20 protein-coding genes are annotated in these 22364 nt (G+C 58.4%); 14 read left to right on the top strand and 6 right to left on the bottom strand.

All coding sequences use genetic code 11. The features are described 5' to 3' along the window. The first annotated feature begins 143 nt into the window (after positions 1-143). The 8 genes from AC13DD_RS01910 (at position 144) to AC13DD_RS01945 (ending at position 8428) form a co-directional block, all read left to right on the top strand. Positions 144-1832, top strand: coding sequence for a diguanylate cyclase domain-containing protein (locus AC13DD_RS01910; RefSeq protein WP_008173031.1), 1689 nt, complete (start codon positions 144-146; stop codon positions 1830-1832). 27 nt (positions 1833-1859) lie between these two features. Beyond that, entirely contained in the window at positions 1860-3008 is a 1149-nt protein-coding gene (locus tag AC13DD_RS01915; protein WP_008173029.1) for a response regulator, read from the top strand. Next, on the top strand, positions 2998-3411 hold the full coding sequence (locus tag AC13DD_RS01920) for a response regulator (protein ID WP_008173027.1): 414 nt from the start codon (positions 2998-3000) through the stop codon (positions 3409-3411). Before AC13DD_RS01915 ends, AC13DD_RS01920 begins: the two co-directional genes overlap by 11 nt. 40 nt (positions 3412-3451) lie before the next feature. Then, positions 3452-3772 carry a DUF2288 domain-containing protein gene (locus AC13DD_RS01925; protein WP_008173025.1) on the top strand — a complete coding sequence of 107 codons (321 nt, stop codon included), beginning with the start codon at positions 3452-3454 and terminating at the stop codon, positions 3770-3772. Between the two features lie 12 nt (positions 3773-3784). Further along, complete coding sequence (locus AC13DD_RS01930; protein ID WP_008173024.1) at positions 3785-4153, top strand: PA4575 family protein; 369 nt, start codon at positions 3785-3787, stop codon at positions 4151-4153. A 27-nt stretch (positions 4154-4180) separates the two neighbouring features. Then, on the top strand, positions 4181-5089 hold the full coding sequence (locus tag AC13DD_RS01935) for a LysO family transporter (RefSeq protein WP_008173021.1): 909 nt from the start codon (positions 4181-4183) through the stop codon (positions 5087-5089). Positions 5090-5192: 103 nt separating this feature from the next. Further along, entirely contained in the window at positions 5193-6152 is a 960-nt protein-coding gene (locus AC13DD_RS01940; protein WP_008173020.1) for an ABC transporter substrate-binding protein, read from the top strand. Positions 6153-6208: 56 nt separating this feature from the next. Further along, positions 6209-8428: a PhnD/SsuA/transferrin family substrate-binding protein gene (locus tag AC13DD_RS01945; protein ID WP_482930773.1), complete on the top strand. Its 2220-nt coding sequence runs from the start codon at positions 6209-6211 to the stop codon at positions 8426-8428. A gap of 51 nt (positions 8429-8479) precedes the next feature. Here the strand turns inward: AC13DD_RS01945 and AC13DD_RS01950 are convergent, their stop codons facing one another. Next, positions 8480-9688 (bottom strand): cyclic di-GMP phosphodiesterase, encoded by a 1209-nt coding sequence (locus AC13DD_RS01950; RefSeq protein WP_482930774.1) that lies wholly within the window; start codon positions 9686-9688, stop codon positions 8480-8482. Then, positions 9685-10494, bottom strand: coding sequence for a TatD family hydrolase (locus AC13DD_RS01955; protein ID WP_273157422.1), 810 nt, complete (start codon positions 10492-10494; stop codon positions 9685-9687). The genes AC13DD_RS01950 and AC13DD_RS01955 overlap by 4 nt, the downstream gene beginning before the upstream one ends. A gap of 128 nt (positions 10495-10622) precedes the next feature. Between AC13DD_RS01955 and AC13DD_RS01960 the strand changes: the two genes are divergently transcribed. Both AC13DD_RS01960 and AC13DD_RS01965 read left to right on the top strand, forming a co-directional pair. Beyond that, the gene (locus AC13DD_RS01960) at positions 10623-11456 is read left to right on the top strand and encodes a polyphosphate kinase 2 family protein (protein ID WP_482930775.1); all 834 of its coding nucleotides are present in this window, start codon (positions 10623-10625) and stop codon (positions 11454-11456) included. Between the two features lie 17 nt (positions 11457-11473). Next, positions 11474-12745: a D-amino acid dehydrogenase gene (locus tag AC13DD_RS01965; RefSeq protein WP_482930776.1), complete on the top strand. Its 1272-nt coding sequence runs from the start codon at positions 11474-11476 to the stop codon at positions 12743-12745. Between the two features lie 125 nt (positions 12746-12870). Here AC13DD_RS01965 and AC13DD_RS01970 read toward each other — a convergent pair whose 3' ends face one another. After that, entirely contained in the window at positions 12871-13599 is a 729-nt protein-coding gene (locus tag AC13DD_RS01970; RefSeq protein WP_008173009.1) for a tRNA/rRNA methyltransferase, read from the bottom strand. Between AC13DD_RS01970 and AC13DD_RS01975 the strand changes: the two genes are divergently transcribed. Beyond that, the gene (locus tag AC13DD_RS01975; protein WP_482930777.1) at positions 13598-14872 is read left to right on the top strand and encodes a methyltransferase; all 1275 of its coding nucleotides are present in this window, start codon (positions 13598-13600) and stop codon (positions 14870-14872) included. The two genes, AC13DD_RS01970 and AC13DD_RS01975, sit on opposite strands and share 2 nt — an antisense overlap. Here AC13DD_RS01975 and AC13DD_RS01980 read toward each other — a convergent pair. From AC13DD_RS01980 to AC13DD_RS01990, 3 genes are all read right to left on the bottom strand, one after another. Further along, on the bottom strand, positions 14829-15308 hold the full coding sequence (locus tag AC13DD_RS01980) for a DUF4124 domain-containing protein (protein WP_405417379.1): 480 nt from the start codon (positions 15306-15308) through the stop codon (positions 14829-14831). The genes AC13DD_RS01975 and AC13DD_RS01980 overlap by 44 nt on opposite strands. A 77-nt stretch (positions 15309-15385) precedes the next feature. After that, positions 15386-16594: an OmpA family protein gene (locus AC13DD_RS01985; protein WP_053113221.1), complete on the bottom strand. Its 1209-nt coding sequence runs from the start codon at positions 16592-16594 to the stop codon at positions 15386-15388. 160 nt (positions 16595-16754) lie between these two features. Then, complete coding sequence (locus tag AC13DD_RS01990) at positions 16755-19076, bottom strand: ATP-dependent helicase (protein ID WP_482930778.1); 2322 nt, start codon at positions 19074-19076, stop codon at positions 16755-16757. Positions 19077-19114: 38 nt separating this feature from the next. On the opposite strand from AC13DD_RS01990, the gene AC13DD_RS01995 reads away from it, so the two are divergent. The 3 genes from AC13DD_RS01995 (at position 19115) to AC13DD_RS02005 (ending at position 22227) form a co-directional block, all read left to right on the top strand. Further along, entirely contained in the window at positions 19115-19492 is a 378-nt protein-coding gene (locus AC13DD_RS01995) for a DUF2237 family protein (protein WP_008173000.1), read from the top strand. Beyond that, complete coding sequence (locus AC13DD_RS02000) at positions 19492-21648, top strand: tRNA(Met) cytidine acetyltransferase TmcA (RefSeq protein ID WP_482902148.1); 2157 nt, start codon at positions 19492-19494, stop codon at positions 21646-21648. Before AC13DD_RS01995 ends, AC13DD_RS02000 begins: the two co-directional genes overlap by 1 nt. An 81-nt stretch (positions 21649-21729) precedes the next feature. Then, positions 21730-22227, top strand: coding sequence for an ankyrin repeat domain-containing protein (locus tag AC13DD_RS02005; RefSeq protein ID WP_288367424.1), 498 nt, complete (start codon positions 21730-21732; stop codon positions 22225-22227). Positions 22228-22364: the final 137 nt, after the last annotated feature.

The raw sequence follows: 22364 nt of genomic DNA on the forward strand, positions 1-22364 counted from the left end.
AATAAGGGCAACGCGGCTGCCAATAGAAAGATTCCTCAAATTCAGCCCTTCAGGTCGTAGCGGTAGCAGTTGAAACGTGTTTTCATTACCGAGAGAGTAATTGAATTTGCCGGCGTGGCAAATAGTCCACCAGGAGTATTGATGTGGCCTTGGAGTCGACAGGCAAGATTTCTTCACGGCTGGAAGTGCTCAGGCAAAGATTTCTTGAGCGGGCCAAAGAAGATATTCAGCAATTGCGAACATTGGCAGAGAAAACCCGGCGTGGTGAGTTCTCTGCCGACGGATTGTTGTTTTGCTATCAAAGCCTGCACAAGTTGTCCGGTTCGGCGGGGACATTCGGCCTTCCAGAGCTAGGTGAAGCTGCCAAGGCACTGGAAAAGGAGTTAAAAGGTCAAGCTGAGAGTCTTGGCGCTCTCGACGACGTCCTCAGCCATCCTATCGACATTCCCGACGGATTTGCAGATGGAATAGACGCGCTCGCAGAGCTTGTTGAAGTCAAGAGTCAGGCGGTTGACCAGGATAGTAGCTTTACCGAGGAGCCCACGACCTACAAGGGTAGCCAGGGCATGCAGGTGAGCGTTCTGCTCGTGGAAAAGGGGGAAGAACGCCTCGCGATGCTGGAGAAGGAGATGGCTCCGTATGGCTTTTCCTTCACCCGTGTAGATTGTAATGATGCCGGCGCACTTGGCAACGCATTGGCTGAGGTCCGCGGAGCAGCGGCCATTTTGTGTCGGGAATCGGCTCTTTCAGATGTTATGTCCATACGGAACACGTCTTTTGAGGAAAGCTCTCGTCGTCGCCTGCCGGTAATCTGCCTTGGCAGCGATAATTCTTTCCAGAACCGCTACAGAGTGGCCGAGACCGGAGCGTATGCATTCTTCCCGGATCCGGTGGACATACCTGAACTTGCCGAAAGGATTGAGTCGCTTGCCATTGAACGCAGCGCCAATGTACAGGGGCGGGTGCTGATCGTCGAAGACGATGCCGAGCTGGCCGAACACTATTGTCTGGTGTTGCAGGCGGCCGGTATTGAGGCGCAAGCAGTGTCAGAGCCTTTTCACCTGACGTCCAGCCTTGCAGATTTTGTGCCGGACATCGTCCTGATGGATGTTCAGATCGGCGACTATTCCGGTGTCACGCTCGCCCGGCTGATTCGGTTCGAGCCACGGTGGTTGAGCCTGCCAATCATTTATCTCTCTTCTGAGGATGATCGCGAAAACCAGCTGGAGGCTTTGTCCAAGGGCGCGGATGAATTCCTGATGAAGCCGGTCTCGGATAGTTATCTGGTCCGGTCGGTGCGCATTCGTTGTTACCGGGCCCGTCAGCTTTCCGAGCTTATGAACCGGGATAGCTTGACCGGTCTTCTGAAACATTCATTGATCAAGGAAGAGGTTGAAAAAGAACTGGCAAGATGTCGTAGGAGTGGTCACCGGTCCTGTGTTGTTATGCTTGATCTCGATCATTTCAAGACGGTAAACGATACTTGGGGCCACTCGCAGGGTGATATCGTGATTCGCACCCTTGCCAACCTTCTGAGAAATCGGTTGCGCGAGACTGATATGATCGGTCGTTACGGAGGCGAGGAGTTTCTGGTGGTTTTACCTGAGTGTGATGTTTCTGCGGCCAAAGACCTGATTCGTGGAATTGGTGAAAGCTTTTCCGAACTTTCTTTCGTGGCGGGAGAGTCCAGCTTTCAGGTTACTTTCAGCGCAGGCATTGCCGCGATTAATGATTTTACCAACGGTGAGGATGCCCTGAATGCCGCCGATCAGGCGCTTTATGAGCGCAAACGCGGTGGCCGTGACGGGGTGACCGTTTACTCTTCCAAATAATGTCCGTTGTACGCTTAGGGTGGTCATTTGAAAGCGCTGATTCTTGAAGACGATGATCTCATTGCAGAGTTGCTGGAAACTGTCGTCGCGGGCCTCTACTCGGGTGTGTCTGTTGTGCTCGCCGATACTCTCGGTGAAGCGCTCAGGCAGGTAAAAAATAACCGGTTTGACCTTTACATTGCGGACAGAAATCTGCCGGATGGATCGGGGCTGGAACTTGTCAGGCAGGTGCGTCAACTGGATCGTGATGTTCCCATTGTGATGGTTTCCGGCCGCTCTGATCGGGAGTCTGTGTTGCAGGCGGCTCATTACGGGATCGACGGTTACATGACCAAACCCTTCGATGTGGCGAACCTCCACGAACGGCTTGGAAAGCTACTGAAAGTCGATCAGACCTCTGAAGCGCCGGACCTCAAGACATTGCTCCGTGATTCACTGGAGGAAGTGATTCAGTTGCCCTCCGATGTGGACCCTTCGGACATTCTTGAATTAATCGGTCGCCAGGGAGATCTTTCCGCGGCGCAGCTGGCTGAGCGCTGGCGAGAAGAGGCCAGCCTCACCGCCCGTTTGCTGGATGTGGCCAACAGCAGCTCATTCAGGCGTTCCGGCAAGCCCGTTGAAACTCTGAGAGATGCTATCGGGTCTCTGGGCGTACCTCTTGCACTGAACCAGGCTTTGGCGTTGTCGCTGGATGTATCCAACAAGCTGCAGCATGAGCCGCTACGCGAGCTTTCAAAAACCTACCACGAATGCGCCTTGCAGGTGGCAAAAGAGGCCCAGCGATTGGCGATCAGCCTGAAGAAACAACCCCTCCCGCTTCAAAAAGCCGGGTTGCTAAGCCGCCTGGGCGAGCTCGCTGTTCTCAAGGTACTCAACCAGTATGCTGCAGCCGGAGGTGAAATCGGAACGGCAGAGGCGGAAAAGGTTCTGGAGGAGTGGGCACAGGCTTATGGAAACCGGCTCAAGGTTCAATGGCGCTTGCCGCTGGGGGTCCGGGAGCTGATCGGTGCCGTCCATTTTCTGCCCAACGATTGCACCCGTGAGGAACGGCTGATTATGCGTGCTGCCTCTCTTTTGGCTTCAGGCGAGCAGGACTCCGAGGAATGCCGCAGGCTGATTAGACGCATTGGTATGGAAACCGAAGAAACAGAGCGGGAGAAAAGTAATGGAGAGTAAACAACAAAACTTGCCTCAGAAGATTCTGTATGTTGAGGATGATCCGGATATTCGGGCAGTCGCGGAAATTGCTCTGGAGGATGTCGGCGGCTTTTTAACGGCGATTTGCGAGTCCGGCGCTGAGGCTGTGGAGAGAGCCCCAGAATTCGAGCCGGAACTGATTTTGCTGGACGTTATGATGCCGGGAATGGATGGTCCTACGACGTTGCAGGCACTGCGTGAGCTTGATGGGATGGAGACAGTGCCAGTCATCTTTATGACCGCCAGGCTACAGAAATCCGAAATCGAGGAATATCAGGCGTTGGGAGCGCTCGGTGTCATACCGAAGCCCTTTGACCCCATGAACCTTTCAGAACAGATTGCTCAGATTCTGGCAGATGCGGTGGGGCGAGATTTCCGGTAGTCTGGCCAGCCTGAGCCCTGTTTAGACTGATGAGGTAGTCATGTCATCCTCCCCATCCCGGGACGAATTGAAAGCCAAGCTGAATCTTGAGACTTCTCGCATCCGCTGGCACGATCTGCAGACCTACTTTGCGAGGGGGCAGGTCGTCAGGGTGTCGCCGGACCTGGATCTGCTTGAAGTGGCGACTGAGTTGGCGGCGGATAACAAAGCCCGTTTCGAACAGTGGATGAACGATGGACGCGTTGGTGAGGTTGCGCCGGACACCGCGCAGGATTGGTATGATCGCAATGCGGAACTCTGGGCGGTCGTCATCGCACCCTGGGTTCTCGTGCAGGACAGGTCAGGGCATGTTCTGCACTGACAGAATGGCATCATGAAGCTCCACTATTTCCACGGCCGTAGCCCGCTTCGGGATCTCGTCATGGTGAAAGACGGCCAACGCATCGAGCTACACATCCGGCCAGCAGGCGGCGGTCATTGGGGCCTGGTAGCTCTGGCTGGCCCTGACCGGGGGCGCCCGGATGGGCAGTTCTGCCGTGGGCCCTGGCCAACCCAGGCCCGGGCTGAATCGGTTCTCAGAAGCGTCGCCGGCACCATGATGGGAAAAGGCTACGAGCCGAAGCCCGGAGATTATGCGGTCTGGTCCGTTACCGCCCAACGTCTTGCCCGCACCATCGGCGTTCCGCAGGGTGAACAGGCCAGCCCGGATGCCGACCCCGACCAGTTCAAACCCCTGACCTGATAACCCCCTTTTCGTTTCGAGGACGCCATGCTGACTGGAGCCTTGCTCATTCTTGCTCCCCTGTTCCTGGGTTTTGCCATCGCCCTGGAAAACCGCCGGGCCATGACGGTGATCCATTACATGGTGGAGGCACTGGTTTACTTCATCCTGTTGCTGCTGGGCCTGGGGCTTGGCCAGATGGAGGGCCTGGCGGCGCAACTAGGTGGCATGGCGACTCAGGTACTGGCACTGGTGCTGGTGCTTTTCGTCGCCAACATGTTTGGGCTCTGGATGTTCCACCGCTGGCAGCCAATGTCCATCGAGCGGGTCGAGGGCAGTGTCAGCCCCGGATACCGCCGGCTTTTTCTGGCTGGCCTGAAACCGCTGGTGGCGGTTATTGCCGGGCTGCTTGCCGGCTACTACCTGTTGCCGGACATGCCCATGGCGGAACAGCTGGCGACCTGGTCCCTGATGTTGCTGCTGTTTCTGATCGGCCTGCAGTTGCGCAATGCCGGGCTTTCGCTGCGCAAACTTCTGATGAATCGTCAGGGGCTCGGTATCGCGCTGGCTCTGACGCTCAGTTCCCTGGTGGCCGGTGCCCTGTTGATACCCTGGCTTGGGTTGCCCTGGCACGACGCCCTGGCGGTTGCCTCCGGGTTTGGCTGGTACTCGCTGTCCGGCATTGTCATCGGCGAAGCCCTTGGCCCTGCCTGGGGCGGCGTGGCCTTCCTCAATGATGTGCTCAGGGAGATTGTTGCGTTGGCAATCATCCCCTTGTTGATTGCCAACAGGCCGGCCATGGCTATTGGTTATGGTGGCGCTACCGCCATGGACTTCACCCTGCCGGTTATCCGCAGCAGTGGCGGGCTGACCTGTGTTCCGGTGGCGATCGCCTCCGGTTTCTTGCTGTCTTTTCTCTCGCCGGTGCTGATGGGGGTGTTCCTGTCTTTGGGATAAATTGACGCGGTGCAAGGCAAGTTGCGGTTTTACGGGTAGTATGTGAAGCAGTAAACTGTCGTTTATTGACAAATGTTAATGTCTTTGCCCGGTCCGGAGCCTGATGCAACGCCGTGAATTCCTTGGTCTATCGATAGCAGCCGGACTGTCCGCGGCGGGATTGCCGGGTTGCAGTGATTCCGGCCCGCTGAGGTTCGGTATCCACCCCTGGATCGGCTACGAGCCGCTGTACCTTGCCCGTGATTTCAACTGGTTGCCGGATACGGTTGCGCTGGTGCCGGGCACGTCTGCCAAAGACTCCATGGAGGGCCTTATTTCAGGGGCGCTTGATGGGGCGGCGCTGACTCTGGATGAAACCATACGGGTCCGGTCGAGTGGGCTGGAACTGGTTGTGGTTGCCGTCGCTGATGTGTCCGCCGGCGCCGATGTACTGATGGTCAAGCCATCGATCACGGAATTGACAGCCCTCAAGGGGCAGCGTATTGCGGTGGAGCTGAACGGCGTCTCGGGCGTTATGCTGTTTAAAATCCTTGAGGTAGCGGGGCTCGGTCGCAGCGACGTGATAAAAGTGGATTTGCCGGTAAGCCAGCATGCACAAGCCTGGTCCCGCGGTGAAGTGGATGCTTCCGTGTGCTACGAGCCAACAGCGTCACTCATAGAGAACGCCGGAGGCGTCAGACTCTTCGATAGTAGCGACATTCCGGAAACCATCTTCGATGTGCTGGTGGTGACCCGGAAAGCGGCAGAGAGCAATTCCAGAGCGGTTCGCGACCTGTTGACCGGACATTTTACCGGCCTGCAGCACCTGGTGCGGAGCATGCACGACTCAATGTACCGGATTGCCACCCGTCAGGGGATCAGTCCGGACGAGGTTCGCATGGCACTGGCCAGCGTTATGCTGCCGGATCTGGCCGCGAACCAGCGTTATCTCAGAGCAGCCGGACCCATCGAAACCATGGCCGGATCCCTGTCTCGCCTTATGCTGGCAGAGGGGATGATTGACCAGAATCCTGGCATCCAGCGCATGTCAGATCCTTCGTTTCTGCCAGCGAGGGTCTCTTGAATATTCGCCGGTTTGTTGCCTGTCTTTGTTTTCTGTTTGCCACGGAATTTGTGGCGATGGCATCAGCCAGTGCCGATGAAACACTGACTATGGGTGTATTCGCCTATCGGCCGGACAGTGTGCTTCAGGAACGTTACCAGCCTCTGACGGACTACTTGTCCAGGGAAACCGGCATATCCGTAAGGCTGGAGGTTCTCAATCAGGAGAATATGAGCCGGGCGATCGCCGCCAACCGGCTCGATTTTTTTCTTACCAATCCCAGCCATTTTCTACTGATCCGAAGCGAACGCAGTCTGACCGGCGTTCTGGCGACTCTGGTCAGGCGCTCCGGCCAGTCTTCGACCGGCAGTCTTGGTGGCGTGATCTTTACCAGGGCCGAGCGCGACGACATTGAACAGCTTGCCGATATCCGTGATAAAACCATTGCCTCGCCCGGTGTCCATTTCCTCGGGGGCTACCAGACCCAGGTTCTCGAGCTGATGGATGCCGGTATTGATATCCGCAGAGTGAATCTGATCCGGTTTATGGGCACCCACGACCGAGTGGTTCGTTCGGTTCTCTCCGGAGATGCCGATGTAGGCTTTATCCGAACCAGCATTCTGGAGCAGATGGCGCAGGAAGACCCTGATCTGTTTACCAAGGTAAAGGTTCTGAACCGTCAGCGGCTGGCGGGTTTCCCTTACGTTGTTTCAACCCGTCTATACCCGGAATGGCCCCTGGTGGCGCTGCCCCATGTAAACGAGCGGGCTGTCCGTCGTATCGCGTCGGCGCTTTTTGCCATTGAGCCGGAAGACGAGGTGGCGCTGTCAGTGGGCATTTCGGGTTTTTCGCCGCCCGCAGACTACCAGTCGGTTGAGTACCTGGCTCGCACTCTGCGGGTAACGCCCTACGACCAGGTGCCCCAACTTACCTGGGTGGATGCGTTGCACCAGTATCGGCTCTGGGTCTTTACCATTCTGGTGTTGCTCATGTTGCTGGTGGCATTGTCGCTCTGGCTGGGCAAGAGCAAGCGGCAGCTGGCCGCGGAACAGAGGCGTCTGCGCCAGCTTATCCGGGGTTGGCCACAAGCTGCATTGCTGATCCGCGGTGGACTTTTCATCGACACCAACCGGGCTTCTGTTGACCTGCTCAGGTACACCTCCAGTGAATCACTGGTCGGCAAGGATCTGGCGGTCTTTTCGCCGGAATTCCAGCCAGACGGGCAGATCTCCCGACAGAAAATGGCGCCCATGCTGGCCCGGGTTTCGGCGGGTCAGGTGGAACAGTGCGAATGGGTTCTGAATCGCTCTGACGGCACGGAGATCTGGGTGGAGCTTACCATGGCGCCCGTCCACACCGAGGACGAACCGGAAGCTCTGATTCTTTGCTCCCTGTATGAAATCACTCTCCGGAAACACGCGGAACAGCGGCAGCGGCTGGCGGCGAGCGTCTTCGAATACGCCCGCGAGGCTATTTTCATTACTGATAATCACGGCATCGTGATTGATGCCAACGATGCGTATCTGGCGATAACCGGCCGACCCCGCAAACGTGCTATTGGACGACTGCCCCCCTTACCGGTGGAGGAAGGCAGCGGTATTTTCGCCAGTGCCCGGTCTCAGGGCTTCTGGTCCGGAGAGTTTGCCAGCAGGCGCAATGATGGCGAGCCGATTACCTTGTCGGTAACACTCAGCAGCGTTCGTGGCGATCATGGCGCAGTCTCGCATTTTGTCGGTATTTTCAGTGACATCAGTCGGCTAAAAGAGCAGGAAAGAAAGCTCCGGATCATGGCCCATTACGATGCCTTGACCGGAATGCCTAACCGGGTTCTGTTTGCCGACCGATTGCAGCAAGGCATGGCTCTTACCCGGCGTCAGAGCGGCAAACTGGCGGTGGTTTATATTGATCTGGACGAGTTCAAGCCGGTAAACGATGCCTTCGGTCATGAGGCGGGTGACCAGTTGCTTGTCGAGAATGCACACCGAATGCGTTCGGAACTCCGGGAAGAGGACACCCTGGCGCGGATCGGAGGTGATGAGTTCGCGGCCATTGTCATGAATGTTCAGGACGATCCGGCCCTGGAAAGCCTCTTGATGCGTTTGCTGGCCCGGGTGGCCGAACCGGTCTGGGTAGCGGACCACAGCGTCGAAGTTTCAGCCAGTATCGGCTACACGCTGTTCCCGCAGGCAGAGGATCTGGACGGCGACCAGCTCCTGCGCCAGGCCGACCAGGCCATGTATCAGGCCAAGCACCGGGGCCGCAATCGCTATGTCCGATTCTCTGATCCATCTTCCTGATAGCAGCTGTTGAACCACTCTATTCCGAGCTGTCCGCGGCTGTCAGCGTTCTCAGGCGAGGAATTTCCTGACATCAATCTTGTAGGTTTCCGGATCAACGGCTCGCAGAATCCGGTCCTGTGTGCCCGGTTTCGCGAGATCGAGGGTATCTACTGTGATCGGCATGCGGAATTTGGTGTGGTACATAACGCGCACAGTCGGCAGCCTCTGGTCACTTTCATTGGCTTCAACCACGACGCCAAGGCGACCACTTTCCAGAAGCACCAGCGAACCCACCGGGTAAAGGCCCAGGCACCGGATAAACTGTTTGACCAGACTGGGATCGAGGTGAGTGCCGCTCCACTCCAGAAGCTTCTTCAGACCCTGTGTTGGTGTCATGCCCTTGTGATAGACCCGGTCTGCGGTGATGGCATCGTATACATCGCTGATCGCCACCATGCGACCGTATTCCGAGATCTCATCACCCTTCAGACCCTCTGGATAGCCTGTGCCGTCGAGGCGTTCGTGGTGCTGGGCCGCCGTGATGACGGTGAGCTCGCCAATGCCCTCTGTGGTAGCCAGAATGTCCCGTGAATGGCGGGCGTGGAGTTTCATCACTTCAAACTCCTCCGGGGTCAGGCGTCCGGGCTTGTGCAGTATCTCGTCGGGTGTGAGGATTTTGCCCAGGTCGTGGAGCAGGGCGCCAACGATAGTCTGGTGCAGAACGTCAGACGACAGGCCCCGGTAATTCCCGAAAAGTGACATCAGGACACTCAGGTTGACCGAGTGTTCCAGCAGATAATTGTCTTTTTCCCGGATTCGTCCCAGACAGCTCAGGGCGTTGGCATTTCGGAGCACTGAATGCTGTAGTTCGTCCGCCAACTGATGGATGGGGGCCACATCAATGGCGCCGCCAACCTTGGCGTGGTTCATGAACTCGCCCACCAGCCCCTGGGCCTGACTATGGATCTGCTGGGCAATCACGATTTCTTCCGCAAGCGGAACATGGGGCCGCAAGCCCGGCGTCAGTTCACCCGCCTTTTGCAGGGCCGACTCATTCCGGCGATCCACCTCGGCGGCGGTTTCCGAGTCCTGGGTATCGAGCCCCTTCGAGGCATCGATATAGACGAACTCCACGCCCATACGGCGGATTTTCTCGATGGTTTCCTCTTTTTTGATAACACCTCGCTTGCGCTGGGTGTTGTGGGGAATCCAGTCGTTGTTCAGGTCGGTTATGTACATGCCGACCTTGAGTGCGGAAATGGGGACGCGCTTGATCATTCGCTGGAGAAAAACGTCCTCAGGCTGTTGTGATACGTCTTGCCAATCACTTCGTCCAGAGGCAGTTCTTTCACCTCTGCGATTTTCTCGGCCACAAACGGCAGGTAGAACGGTGCGTTTTCCTTGCCGCGGTAGGGTACCGGGGTAAGGAAGGGGGAATCGGTTTCCAGAAGGATCTGGTCAATCGGAGCCATACGCACGATGTCGCGTACATTCTCGGCCTTGTTGAATGTCGTGATGCCGTTAAAGCCCAGGCACCAACCCTGATCCAGGGCATACCGGGCAAGTCCCGGGCCGGACGTGAAGCTGTGGATCACGCCACGGCGTTTGAGTGTGTCCTCAAACTCGGCAAGGATCTCGATGGTGTCCTCGTCGGCCTCCCGACTGTGGATGACCACAGGCCGATCAGTGTCGCAGGCGATCTGAAGCTGACGCCGGAACACCTCGCGCTGAACATCTCGGTCGGCGTTGTCGTAAAAATAGTCCAGCCCGATCTCGCCCACCGCAACGATCTTCTCGTCCCGGGCGTGGGCACAGATTTCGGCTTCCACGTCATCAGAATAGCTTTCAGCATCGTGGGGGTGGATCCCCTGAGTACCATAAACCCAAGGCGCAACCTGGCTGAGTTCGCGTACTCTGGCAAGGTTGTCCGGGGACACCGCAATGGTGATCACTTTCTCGATATTGACCCCTTTTGCCTGCTCCAGGGTTTCCTCGAGCGGACGGTCCTTGAGGTAATCCAGGTGACAGTGGGTTTCGATGATCGGGTGATCGAATACGGGAATCTCGCGACGTTTTTTACTCATTGCCGGGTACTACACTCCATCGCAACCTGCGTCCAGGCTGCTATTCTGTGAATTCAAGCTCACAAGTTTACCAGTTTGTACGATTGTTGACCTGTATTACATTCATAGGGACTTGCACGGAGCATTGGATGAAATTGTCGGCGTTTGCCAGTTCTTTTCTCTACGACCCTGGAAAACCCAGATTCCGGGATTACCCGACTTTTCTGGATGGCGATGACACCACCCTGCCAGGGTTGGAAGCCAGTCTGGATCAGATCGGTGAATACCAGCGCCGGCTCTGGGCCAACCAGTCCAGGGCGGTTCTATTGGTTGCCCACGGCCCGGACACCAGTGGAAAAGACAGCCTGATCCGTACTCTGGCAACCTACGCCGACCCCGCTGGTTTCCATGCCTGGTCGTTCAGCCGGCCCAGGGGGACCGAAACCCGCCATGATTTTCTCTGGCGGGTCACGCCCTTTCTGCCTGGCTTTGGCGAGATGGTCGCCTTCAATCGCAGCCATCATGAGGCTGTGATCGCCGAGCGGGTATGGCCTGTCCACGAGCCTGACAGTTATAACTGGGAGAACCGTTACCGCTCGATCCGGAATTTTGAGAACCATCTGGTGGAAGAAGGCACTACGGTCATCAAGATCTGGCTCAACCTGTCGGAAGACGAGCATCGTCAGCGCCTCCTGAAACGCCTGGACAAACCGCGTAAGCGCTGGAAGTTTGATAGATCGGATATTGACGGCTGGGAGAAGCGCCGCCAATACGAGTCTTTTGCGGAGGAAGCACTGGCCGCGACTCACACAGAGCAGGCGCCCTGGTTCATTGTTCCGGGTGACCGGAAACCCCAGGCCCGTGCCATTGTTGCGGCAGTGCTGGCGGAACAGCTTCAGCAACTGGCGCCGAACTACCCGAAAGAAGATGAGAACGTCTTGAAAGAATACCGACGCCTGTTGGCAAAAAATGGCGTGAAATAAACACAGCGGAGGAATGCATGCACATTGTTGTAGTCGGTGGCGGCGTGGTGGGAATGACCACGGCCTACGAGCTGAATCGCCGGGGCCACCAGGTGACTGTGCTGGAGCGCCACGCAATTGCCGGGAACGAGACCAGCAAGGCCAACGCGGCCCAGCGATCCTATGGCGTGGTCTACCCCTGGGCCGATCCCTCGATTGTGTTCAAGGCCATACCCTGGATCCTCAAACAGGATGGCCCGTTGAAACTGCGGTTTCCGCCGTCTGTGGAAACGCTGAAATTCATGTTCGCCACCCTCCGTTACGCCTGGTCCCCGGGCCTGTTCGGATTGAATCGCCGCGCCATGTTGCGCCTGGGCATCCATAGCCGGGAACGGTTCCTGGCTCTGGAAAAGGAGCTTGATCTGTCCTTCGATGGCGACCATCAGGGCCTGCTGCACCTGGCCAGCACCCCGGAGGCACTGGAAGGCTACCGGACAACCCATGAACTTCTTAACGAACTCGGGATTTCTTCCCGTTTACTCACACCGGAAGAGGTACGCGAGGCCGAACCCGGCATGATCGGCAACGGACCGCTCTATGGCGCCCTGAGCTACGACACCGACGGCACCGGCGATTGTCACCAGTTCTCCCGGGAGCTGGCGAAGGCCTGCGAAGCCAGGGGAGTGGTGGTTCGCTACAACGTGGAAGCCGAAAAGCTGATTGCCGATGACCACAAGGTTAGCGCCATTTCCGTCACAACCAGCGATGGCGTCATGGAAACCCTGGAGGCGGATGCCTTCGTGATCAGCGCCGGTTGCTGGTCCAACCATCTGGTTCAGCCTATGGGCCTGGAACTGCCCATTTATCCGGTGAAAGGCTACAGCCTGACGGTTCCCATGAAAGATTCAGAGCGAGGCCCGAACTCCACCATCCATGACGACAACTACAAGGTCGTCGCTACCCGTTTGGGAAATCGCTTGCGGGCCACGGGTTTTGTCGAGCTGGCGGATTTCAACCGGGATATTCCAGAAGCCCGACTGGCAACGATCAGAAAGTCGGTGGAGTCCCGGTTCCCGGGTTGTGCGGATCTTGATGCCGCCGAGACCTGGACCGGTTTCCGCCCCATGACCCCGGACGGCCCGGCGATTATCGGGCGAGGTCCGCGGGACAATCTCTACCTCAACACCGGCCACGGCACCTTTGGCTGGACCCTGTCCGCCGGTAGTGCCGATGTCATCGCCCAGGTAATTGAAGGTGAACAACCCGCCATCTGTCTGGATGCCTTCCGCCCAGGAAGATTCCAGGAGTAGTCTCAACAAATCATTGCGCGCAAAAGGCCCGGGAGCAGGACGGATGAGCCCTCCCGGGATCGTCGAAAACATGGATGTTTTCGTCGAGCGTACATGGACGTATTCACAGCGTATCCCGGGAGGGGCTATCCGTCCTGCTCCGCCTCGGAATTCGAGCGCGACTGAGATCTGCAATCCACAGCGCGCTCAATGTTCGAACACAGCGTATGAACAAACCCGATATCCCGATCAGACAACAAGGGCAAACGCTCGAAAACCCACTGGGACAGTTTTCCCTCAGGCGGTGTGTCCAGTTCCGGTAGCAAGGTTTCGAGTCGTCCACGAAGCGCGCCAAGACGATGTTCACCTGCGGGCTCAATCTGGCTCTCCGTAGCTACCGATAGCCCGGACATTTCCCAGGCATAGAGCATCACCGACTGGGCAAGGTTCAGGGAGGGGTAGGTGACCTTCATGGGGATGCCGGTTAACAGATCGCAGAGAGCCAGCTCTTCATTGGACAGCCCGCGATCTTCCCGGCCAAACACCAGTGCTGCGGTTGCCACGGACGCACCCTTCGTGGCCAGAACCTTCCGCAGATCTGAGGGGCCGTGCCAATCCTGGCGCTGATGCCGGGTCTTGGCGGAGGTCCCCATCAGCAGGTCTACGGAGTTTCTTACCGCAGCCAGATCGGGGAAAATGCGCGCATTGTCCAGGATATGGTCGCTGCCATGGGCCAGCCAGTGGGCTTCCGGGCGGGTGTGCAGGTCGGAATTGACCAGCCAGAGCTCGCCGAAGCCCATCGTGCACAGGGCGCGGGCGGCCGCACCGACATTTTCCGGAACCTTGGGTTCAACAAGTACAAAGGCCAGTTGCATGACGTTACCTCCGGCGGCGAGTTTACACCACGGCGCGGAATCTTTTTACCAGCATTGGCAGCAGCTGAACGACTGGCTGGTACAGCATTCCGAGTTCTGGCAACCGGCGCCGTTCATGACGCCGGAGCCTGCCTGGGCGCGTCGTTATCCGGAACTGGGCACCATGCTGGCGGAACTAACCGATGGGGAATGCCAGCAACTGGATGGCAGCCCGGTTGAGTTGGCGGCTCGGGTTGCCTCATGGTTGCCGTCCCTCGACCGTTACGCCGACATGGTTCAACTGCCGGAGCTGTTATCGGCACCCGAAAAGGCATCAGAGGCGACTCTCCCGGAAATCCGGGCCACGGATATGCCCGGTCGGAAACGCCTGCAGTCGGGCGCCTTTACGGCGGCACTGATACCGCTGGAACACCCCGCCCTGGACTGGTGTTGTGGTAAGGGCCATCTGTCCCGGACACTGGCGCCGTTTTGCCCCGGTGAGATACAGGGTTTTGAGTGGAATCCGGAGCTGGTGCGCGATGGCAACCGACTGGCACAACAGTTCGGAGATCCAGTGTCGATCCGCTGGCAGGATGTCATGGCGGAGGAGTTGTCGCTTCCCAGCCGTCACCACGGTGTTGCACTGCATGCTTGTGGCGATCTGCACCGACAGTTGCTGAAGCGAGGCAGTGAATCCGGGTTGCCAAGATTGAGCGTCTCGCCCTGCTGCTACCACCTCACCGAGATGGAACACTACCGGCCGCTTTCAAAGCGGGCGGCGGATCACCAAAAAGCGCTGCAGCCGAGCCGTAACGATCTTCGGCTTGCGGTTCAGGAAACCGTGACGGCACCGGCCCGGGTGAGGGAACAGACCCGTCTTGTCAGCCAGTGGCGCCTGGGATTTGATGGTCTGCAGCGGCAACTTCGTGGGTGTGATGAGTATCTGCCGGTTCCTTCGAATCCGCCCCGCCTTTTGAACGAAGGCTTTCCCGCCTTTTGCCGTTGGGCGGCGGCAAAAAAACAGCTCCGATTACCCGATACGGTGGACTTTGATCACTGGCAGGCGTTTGGCGTGCAACGGCTGGCCGAGGTTCGCCGCCATGAGCTGGTCAGGCATCTGTTCCGGCGTCCTCTGGAGCTCTGGATGGTGTTGGATTACGCGCTCTTTCTGGAAGAGCAGGGGTACAGGGTCAGGCTGGGGCATTTCTGCGACCGTTCACTGACACCCCGCAACCTGCTGCTTGATGCGGTCAGGGTTTCCGGTACTCAACCCGTTCAACACAGCCATCCCTGAAATACACATAGGTCAGCTCATAGAGCGCGCCATAATAGCGGGTCTGGTAGATCCAGACTTCCTGGGGGCTGGTGTAGGTTTCAGGAGGGTTACCAAAAGCACGGCGCACGTTGTCCCGGGTCATGCCTCGCACCACCTGCTCACGAACCAGATAACGACGCAAATCGGTGGAGTTGATAAAACGGCATGTGCCGGCCTCTTTTTCTTGTTCTGACTCTTCGGTCTGTTCTTCTGGATCAGGGGACTCCTGCACCGGGAGGTTCTGATTGAAACTGCCGCCAATGCGGTTATCCCGTAGCTCAAGCGATTCAGCATCCTCGCCGCAGGGCTGGTCCGAGAACACCGTATTGCCGTCTTTTTCGCAGCGAAAAACCTGAGCCTGAGCCGGCACGGCCAGAACAGAGAGGGCGAGCATCAGTGCCATGGCTCTCAGCATCGGTTCCTCGCATTTTTGCAGAAACAAAAAAGGCGCCCGAAGGCGCCTTTTCAAACCACTCAGGTAAAAACCTTCAATTAACGGCGAACCTGAATGCGCGCTTCAACCCGGCGGTTGGCAGCTCGGCCGTCCGCTGTGTTGTTGGACGCGATCGGCTGCTCCTCACCGTAACCTACGGCTTCCACTCGTGCCGGATCAACACCCAGAGGCCCGGTCAGACGACCGGCAACTGCTTCAGCGCGACGCTGGGACAGGAACTGGTTGTAGTCGGCAGCGCCACGGCTGTCGGTATGACCGGCGATTTCCACGATGGTTTCGGGGTTTTCCTGCATAAAGTCAGCGACGCGACGGATCTCCGCATCGTAGGCATTGCCGATGACCGAACTGTTGCTCGGGAACTGGACTTCAATGGTGAAGGTTTCGATGGTCTCGGTTACACCTTCACAACCTGTCTCATCAACCTCTGCGCCTGCGGTCGTATTTGGGCACAGATCCTGGCTGTTGACCACGCCGTCATTATCGCTGTCCAGCTCACATCCACGGCTGTTTACTTCCGCACCGCGCGGTGTGTCCGGGCACTGGTCACGACTGTCGGCCACGCCGTCGCGATCCGAATCCGGCTCGCAGCCATTGCTGTCAACGGTTGCGCCTGCCGGGGTGCCGGGGCACTGGTCCCGCGAATCCGGCACGCCATCACCATCTGCATCTGCCGGGCGCACAGGCGCCGGCGCTGCTTGCGCCACGGTGCGGGTAAACGCAAAACTGATGCCCAGAGAGACCTGAGTGTCGAAGGTGCTTTCATCAATGCCGTGGAATTCACGGAGGTCACCGCGCAGTGATACGGCGTCGCTGATGTTGTAGCGGAAGCCGGTACCCACGTTCACTCGGGTTTCGTCATGGTTGCTGCCCGCGGTGCGAACGCCACTGTTGTCCGAACCAAAGTCTGCATGGCCTGCGCCCAGAGAAACGTATGGGTTCCAGGCTTCGTCCGGCCCTGCAAAGTAATACGTACCGTCAACCCGAACTTCATCAAATTCCGATTCGCCCGGCACGTATTTGCGGTCTGCATCGGCACGTGAGTAAAGCGCCTCCACCGACCAGTGGGGACGGAAGCGGTATTCCACACCAACGCCGAAGGTGCCGGTTTCGCTCAGATCGCGCTTGTCGTCAAACAGCTGAAAACCTGCAAACGGGTTGATGTAAACGGTTTCCTGACGATCGGCCATGGCCGGGGTTGCCAGGGTAGCGGCCAGTACAGCCGCGGAAATCGGACGCATGACGTTCATGCAGAACCTCCTGTTCGTTATCGTTGTGGTACCGCACTTCCTCATGAAAAGTGCTTGTATACCCGGAATTTAGGCCAGTAGGCCAAAAAAAACAAAAAAATGATACGGATTGTTACGTCCGCAATTGTACCCAGCTGACCTTTACGACCCCGAGGTCGTTTCAGGTCAGAGCGGAAAAATACAGATGCGCGCTCTTTTTACTGAAGTTAAGCACCTCGCCGTTGTCGAAATGTACCTCGAAAGAATTCTCATCTTCGGCGACCACCGAGCCAGGACCAAAGATCGCGTGGCCAAGACGTTTTTGATGCCAGAGTGGTTCCGTTGAGTTTTCGGATGTTGCCGCCTGGCCCTCAAGGGTGACGCTCTCCCGGTCGGCGTAACGCTGGCTGACCGGTGTCAGGGGGGCAGTTAACCGAATGGTTGATGTTTCTGCCGGAGATCGATCATCCAGACAGCGACCGAATTCCTCGGCAAGCTCAAAGCAGCACTCTTCCACGAAACGGCTTGGGCCCAGATCGCCGTCCAGGTGCGGTTGCTTGCTGGCCGGTCGGGTGATCAGGTGCAGCTGCTGGCGTGTGCGTGTCATGGCCACATACAGCAGCCGTCGCTCGCTTTCCAGAAATGCTCTGGCATTGTCCTGGGGGCGGGGGCTGTACGGCAGGTATTTCTCCTGTAGTCCGGGAATGATAACTGTTGGCCATTCCAGACCCTTGGTGCGGTGAATCGTTGAGAGCAGCACCCCACCCTGCTGTTTTTCTCCCGCCTGTTGTTTGAGGGTTTTCAGGTGTTCCAAGGCGCCTTCAGCTGTGACATCAAGGCTTTTAAGGTACTGCCGGAATCCTTGTATCGTATCGATCCGTTCCTCGGCACTCTCATGCGTCAGCGCCAGGCTGCGGATGCCCTCGTAAAGATCAGTGTGCTCGGCATAGACGCTGATCAGTCCTGCAACCGGACCTCCGTAGCTGCGCAGTTGGGCAAGCACTTCGCCGAGTTTCCGGAGCTTGCGGGCGGCCATGGGCGCCAGCGCGTCGAAGTCCATCGCCAGCAGACGCTCGTGCCAGCCACTGGAAAATCCTGCCAGGAAACGCGCCAACTGCTCCAGCTCCGGCTCTTTCAGACCCACATGAGGAAAGCGCAACAACTGCCGTGCCAGCTCCAGGCGATCCTCGTCCGGCAGGTTTTCCAGTTTCCCGGTCACCACCATCAGAAGGGCAGTGATCGCCTGAACTTCCCGGCTGAACAGCGCGCCCTTGCCGGCATCAATCCGGTAGGGAATCTGACGAGCCAGCAACTTCAGCTCGATAGGGACACTCTGACTCCAGACCCGGAACAGTATGGCCGTGCCTGCCAGAGCCGGTTCCGGTTGGCCCTGAAGAATTTGAAGCACGGCATCGGCATCGCTTTCCGACCGATGCAGGGTGATCTCCGTGCCGGGTGTGGAAGCGTGGGAATGGCAAAGCACATCCTTGCGACCGGTGTTGTGGCAAATCAGATGGTTGGCGAGCAAAGCGACGCGATGGCCGTACCGGAAGGTATAGCTGAGCGTCTGCTCCAGCGGGCTTTCGAACTCATCGCTGAACCGCTTGAGAATAAACTCGGGCTTTGCGCCCCGGAACTCGTAGATCGTCTGGTCCGGGTCGCCAACAACCGTCACCCGGGCCCGGTCTCCAGCCACGTAGCGCAGCAGCAGGTGCTGGATTTCATTGGTGTCCTGGTACTCATCCACCAGAATCAGATCCATCTTGTTGCCCACCAGCCGCTGCAACGGCGGATTCTGGTGAATCGCCATCACCGGCTCGTACAGCATGTCGGCGTAGCTGATCCGTCCCTGGCTTTTACGCCACTGTTCAAAGCTGTGGAACAGGTCAATGAGGTATTTGTGCTTGTCCGAGTACCCCAGTTCCTCAAACACGATTTCCGCCGGCGACAGCGTTGTTTTCACCAGATCAATAAACCCCGTCGCCGTCTCGACAAAATCCTTCTTGTTGCGCCGGATTTCATCCGCCAGATCCTCCGGCGCCAGCCGTCGGGTCAACTGCCAGGCCTGGAAGCTGATCTCCTGCTCGGTCAGGATTTTGTCCGAAAACCCCGGTAGATAGCCCTCCCGAACAAACCTCTTGTACAACCTCAAGCCCATGGCGTGATACGTCCGTATCTCTGGCAGCGCCAGCCCGCTCCGGGCGCACACCTCCTGCAGCTTGCGCTCGAAATCCACCCGGGCGCTGCGGTTGAACATCAACACCAGCATCCGGTCCGGATCGTGGCCCTGTTCCAGCAGATACCGGATTCGCCAGGCCAGCGTCGACGTCTTGCCACTGCCAGCTACGGCGGTAATCACCGAATGCTCATAGCCCGCGGTGATAATCGCCCGCTGCTCATCGGTGAGGAAATCCGGAAGGTTGGTGGTCTCAGGAATTTGGGGTTCGGTCGGCATGGCCGGTATTGTAACGGCCTGCTGGTAGAGCGGATACCGCTCCCGCATAATTGCGATCAAAACATGAGAGCGAAAGGGTCTTAAACATGGAAATGTCCGAATCGGTAAACGTACTTGGCGAAAAACTCGAAACCTGCGGCAAAGACCCGATCACCGGCTTTTACCGCGATGGCTGCTGCAACGTCGGCCCGGATGATTTTGGCCTGCACGCCGTCTGCGCCGTGGTCACCGACGAATTCCTCGAATTCTCCAAAGCCCAGGGCAACGACCTCAGCACCCCCAGGCCTGAATTCGGCTTCGAAGGCCTGAAAGCGGGTGATAGCTGGTGCCTGTGTGCCGGCCGGTGGCAGGAAGCCTTTGAAGCTGGCTGTGCCCCCAGGGTCCGACTGCGGGCCACCCATCGGGCTGCCCTTGAAAAATGCGCCCTGGACGACCTCAAGTCTCATGGTGCCGACCTTAGCTGATGAGCCATTCCGGACCCGATGCCAAAGCGGATCCGTCCGCATGGCGTGCCCTGCAGGACAGCCTCACCGCCAACGGTGAACGCCGACTGGTTCTGCTTGAGGGTGATCGGGAACAGAACCTCAGGTGGCTTTCCGGTCTGTTACCCGGGCTGGAAATACAGAGCGGCCTCTGGACGGGACCAGCGGATCATAGCCCCGATACCCGGCTGACCCGGGTCACGCCTCCCGGGGCTCGAAAGTGGCTCGGGTGTGAAGTCTCGCTTATCGTCTGGGATGGCTGGCACGGCAATCCTCCGGATGCCTTTGCCGCGCTCTCGGGTGCGCTCACCGCTGGTGGCCTGCTGTTCTGGCTGATGCCGCCGCTGGCAGAGTGGTCCCGCTTTGCGGATCCCGATTACTCGAGAACCGGTCTGGAGCATGGTCCGAACCATCCGTTTGCTGCCCGCATGGCCGACCTGCTTGCCGACGATGATGCGGTCATCCGGGTGTCACCCGACCGTCCGGAATCACGGCCGCCGGTTCCGCCCCTGCCTGAGAAACGCTTTCGAATCGCCGCCACCCGGGATCAGGAACAATTGGTTCAGCGCCTCGTCCGTTTTGGCCTGGGCCGACGGCGCCGGCCGCTGATAGTGACGGCGGACCGGGGCCGTGGCAAATCTGCAGCGATGGGTATGGCTGCAGCCGAATTGTTGCGCCAAGGCAGGCAGGACATCGTGGTTACCGCGCCCTCGGAGCAGAATGTGGAGACCCTCTTTCGCCACGCCCGTGAGTCTCTCGGGGACGAATTGGCCGAAGCCAGCCCGGGGATACTCGCCTCCCGAACCGGTGGCCGCCTGAGGTTTATTCCGGTGCGTGACTTGCTGGCTTTGCGGCCGGAAGCCGAAGTGGTCCTGGTGGATGAGGCAGCAGCGATTCCGGCGCCGCTGCTGAAATCGGTTCTGCTCGGCTGGCCGAGAGTGGCGTTCGCCACCACGGTCCATGGTTACGAAGGGGCTGGCCGTGGCTTTGCCATTCGTTTTCGACAGGTCCTTGATCAATCAACGCCCCAGTGGCAGTCGGTAACGTTGAGCGAGCCGGTACGCTGGGCCATGAACGATCCGCTGGAAGCCCTGATCAGCCGACTCTTTTTGCTGGCGGCCGACGGTGGTCGCTTGCCCGGGAAAACTGAATACAGCGCCGGCGAGCTGGTCATCGAACCCTGGGAGCCGGCAACGGCAAGTGACGAAGCTCTGTCCCGTGCCTTTGGGTTGCTGGTGGATGCCCATTACCGGACCAGCCCCGCTGATCTGAGGCAGTGGCTGGATGACCCGGCCGCCCGTAGCTGGCGTGCGCGAATTGGCGATCAGATGGTTGGTGTGCTCTGGTGCGCGCTCGAAGGTGGCCTTCCGGATGAGCTGGCACAGCAGGTCAGTCTGGGTACCCGGCGAATACGGGGCCATCTGCTGCCGCAATCGTTGGCCAGCCACAGCGGCTATCCCGAGGCCGCGGTCCTGCGGGGTCTGAGGGTTGTCCGCATTGCAGTATCAGACGAGGTCAGACGCGCGGGCATTGGCCAAAGCATGGTGCAGGCTGCCAGGGCGTATGCCGCCGAGCAGGATGTTGATTACCTCGGAACCAGCTTCGGTGGCAGCGCTGACCTGCTCGCGTTTTGGCAGACCTGCGGTCTGCACGTTGTCAGGGTTGGCTTGCAGCAGGAAGCATCCAGTGGCGAATACCCACTGCAGATGGTGGCCGGCTTTTCGCAGGCTGGTCGCGATCTGGAAGAACGCATCCGCAGCCGCCTGGCCGATCATTGGCTTACTCTCTTGCCCGGCAACTGGCAGGGGCTGGAGCCAACATTGCTGGCCGGGATAACCGCCGATCTGCCCACCGGGCCGACACTGGACAAGGATGATTTGCGGGATCTCCGCAATTTCGCCAATGGGCATCGTGGCTTTCAGGTTACTGTCCCGGTATTGCGGAAGCTGAGTCAGGTGCCCGGGATCATGGCGTGGCTGAATAGCCATGAGGCGCTTGCGGTCTGGTGCCAGGGTGTTCTTCAGGGGCGGCCCTGGTCCGCGCTGCAGGCGGACAGGCTTTGCCTGGGCCAGAGAGAAGGCGAAGATCGTCTGCGACAGGTGGTGCGTGATCTTTTGAAGGATGGCCGGGGTTTGTGACTCGCTCGATTTAATTTCCGCCGGTGTCTGCCCAGAATGGGCCCTCGTATCCTTTAACGAGATCCACAGAGACTGTTTTTTATGGCCAAGGGAACCGGCGCCTTCCGTTTTTTGCTCATATTGCTTCCGCTTGTTGTTTTCCTGTCCGCCTGCGCCTCCCCGAACCAACCGGTTGCCCTGAGCCCCGAGGCCCTGGCCGAGGCGGATGCACTGCTGGTTTCAGCCGCCGGGAATGGTGAAAAGCGGCGCGTGCAGCTGTTGTTATCGGCCGGCGCCGATGTGAACACCAGTGACCCGTACGGGTATACCCCCGTGATGCGGGCGGCGGAAAACGGCCATCTGTCGGTGGTGAAGGTATTGGTGGCAGCCGGTGCCAACGTCAACGTGAGTCAGGGAGGCGAATCTTTGCTGATGAAAATCGTGGCCAACGGGGATTTGCTGACGGCGGAGAGGCTGGTGGCGGCCGGAGCCGACGTCAATTACGAGGCGAGCGACGGACAAACGGCACTGGACGTTGCCCGCGCCACCAACAATCGGGATCTGGAAATGTTGCTGGTGCAGGCGGGCGCCGAATTCTAGGGGTCTGCGCGGCAGAAGTATTTTGAGCAAGTGACCCCGCCGCGTCGAATCACAGTTCGGCCCGAGAACGTATCCACAATATCCAGCCGAATAGAGTCTCGATTCTCTCTATTCAGTCAGTCAAGACGGTTATCAGC

Source organism: Marinobacter sp. L-13, from assembly GCF_056857715.1.

Bases quoted from the DNA above. Each gene is read 5' to 3' on its own strand.
- AC13DD_RS01920 (WP_008173027.1), top strand. From the start codon at position 2,998: ATGGAGAGTAAACAACAAAACTTGCCTCAGAAGATTCTGTATGTTGAG.
- AC13DD_RS01925 (WP_008173025.1), top strand. From the start codon at position 3,452: ATGTCATCCTCCCCATCCCGGGACGAATTGAAAGCCAAGCTGAATCTT.
- AC13DD_RS01930 (WP_008173024.1), top strand. From the start codon at position 3,785: ATGAAGCTCCACTATTTCCACGGCCGTAGCCCGCTTCGGGATCTCGTC.
- AC13DD_RS01935 (WP_008173021.1), top strand. From the start codon at position 4,181: ATGCTGACTGGAGCCTTGCTCATTCTTGCTCCCCTGTTCCTGGGTTTT.
- AC13DD_RS01940 (WP_008173020.1), top strand. From the start codon at position 5,193: ATGCAACGCCGTGAATTCCTTGGTCTATCGATAGCAGCCGGACTGTCC.
- AC13DD_RS01945 (WP_482930773.1), top strand. From the start codon at position 6,209: ATGGCATCAGCCAGTGCCGATGAAACACTGACTATGGGTGTATTCGCC.
- AC13DD_RS01950 (WP_482930774.1), bottom strand. From the start codon at position 9,688: ATGATCAAGCGCGTCCCCATTTCCGCACTCAAGGTCGGCATGTACATA.
- AC13DD_RS01955 (WP_273157422.1), bottom strand. From the start codon at position 10,494: ATGAGTAAAAAACGTCGCGAGATTCCCGTATTCGATCACCCGATCATC.
- AC13DD_RS01960 (WP_482930775.1), top strand. From the start codon at position 10,623: ATGAAATTGTCGGCGTTTGCCAGTTCTTTTCTCTACGACCCTGGAAAA.
- AC13DD_RS01965 (WP_482930776.1), top strand. From the start codon at position 11,474: ATGCACATTGTTGTAGTCGGTGGCGGCGTGGTGGGAATGACCACGGCC.
- AC13DD_RS01975 (WP_482930777.1), top strand. From the start codon at position 13,598: ATGACGTTACCTCCGGCGGCGAGTTTACACCACGGCGCGGAATCTTTT.
- AC13DD_RS01970 (WP_008173009.1), bottom strand. From the start codon at position 13,599: ATGCAACTGGCCTTTGTACTTGTTGAACCCAAGGTTCCGGAAAATGTC.
- AC13DD_RS01980 (WP_405417379.1), bottom strand. From the start codon at position 15,308: ATGCTGAGAGCCATGGCACTGATGCTCGCCCTCTCTGTTCTGGCCGTG.
- AC13DD_RS01985 (WP_053113221.1), bottom strand. From the start codon at position 16,594: ATGAACGTCATGCGTCCGATTTCCGCGGCTGTACTGGCCGCTACCCTG.
- AC13DD_RS01990 (WP_482930778.1), bottom strand. From the start codon at position 19,076: ATGCGGGAGCGGTATCCGCTCTACCAGCAGGCCGTTACAATACCGGCC.
- AC13DD_RS01995 (WP_008173000.1), top strand. From the start codon at position 19,115: ATGGAAATGTCCGAATCGGTAAACGTACTTGGCGAAAAACTCGAAACC.
- AC13DD_RS02000 (WP_482902148.1), top strand. From the start codon at position 19,492: ATGAGCCATTCCGGACCCGATGCCAAAGCGGATCCGTCCGCATGGCGT.
- AC13DD_RS02005 (WP_288367424.1), top strand. From the start codon at position 21,730: ATGGCCAAGGGAACCGGCGCCTTCCGTTTTTTGCTCATATTGCTTCCG.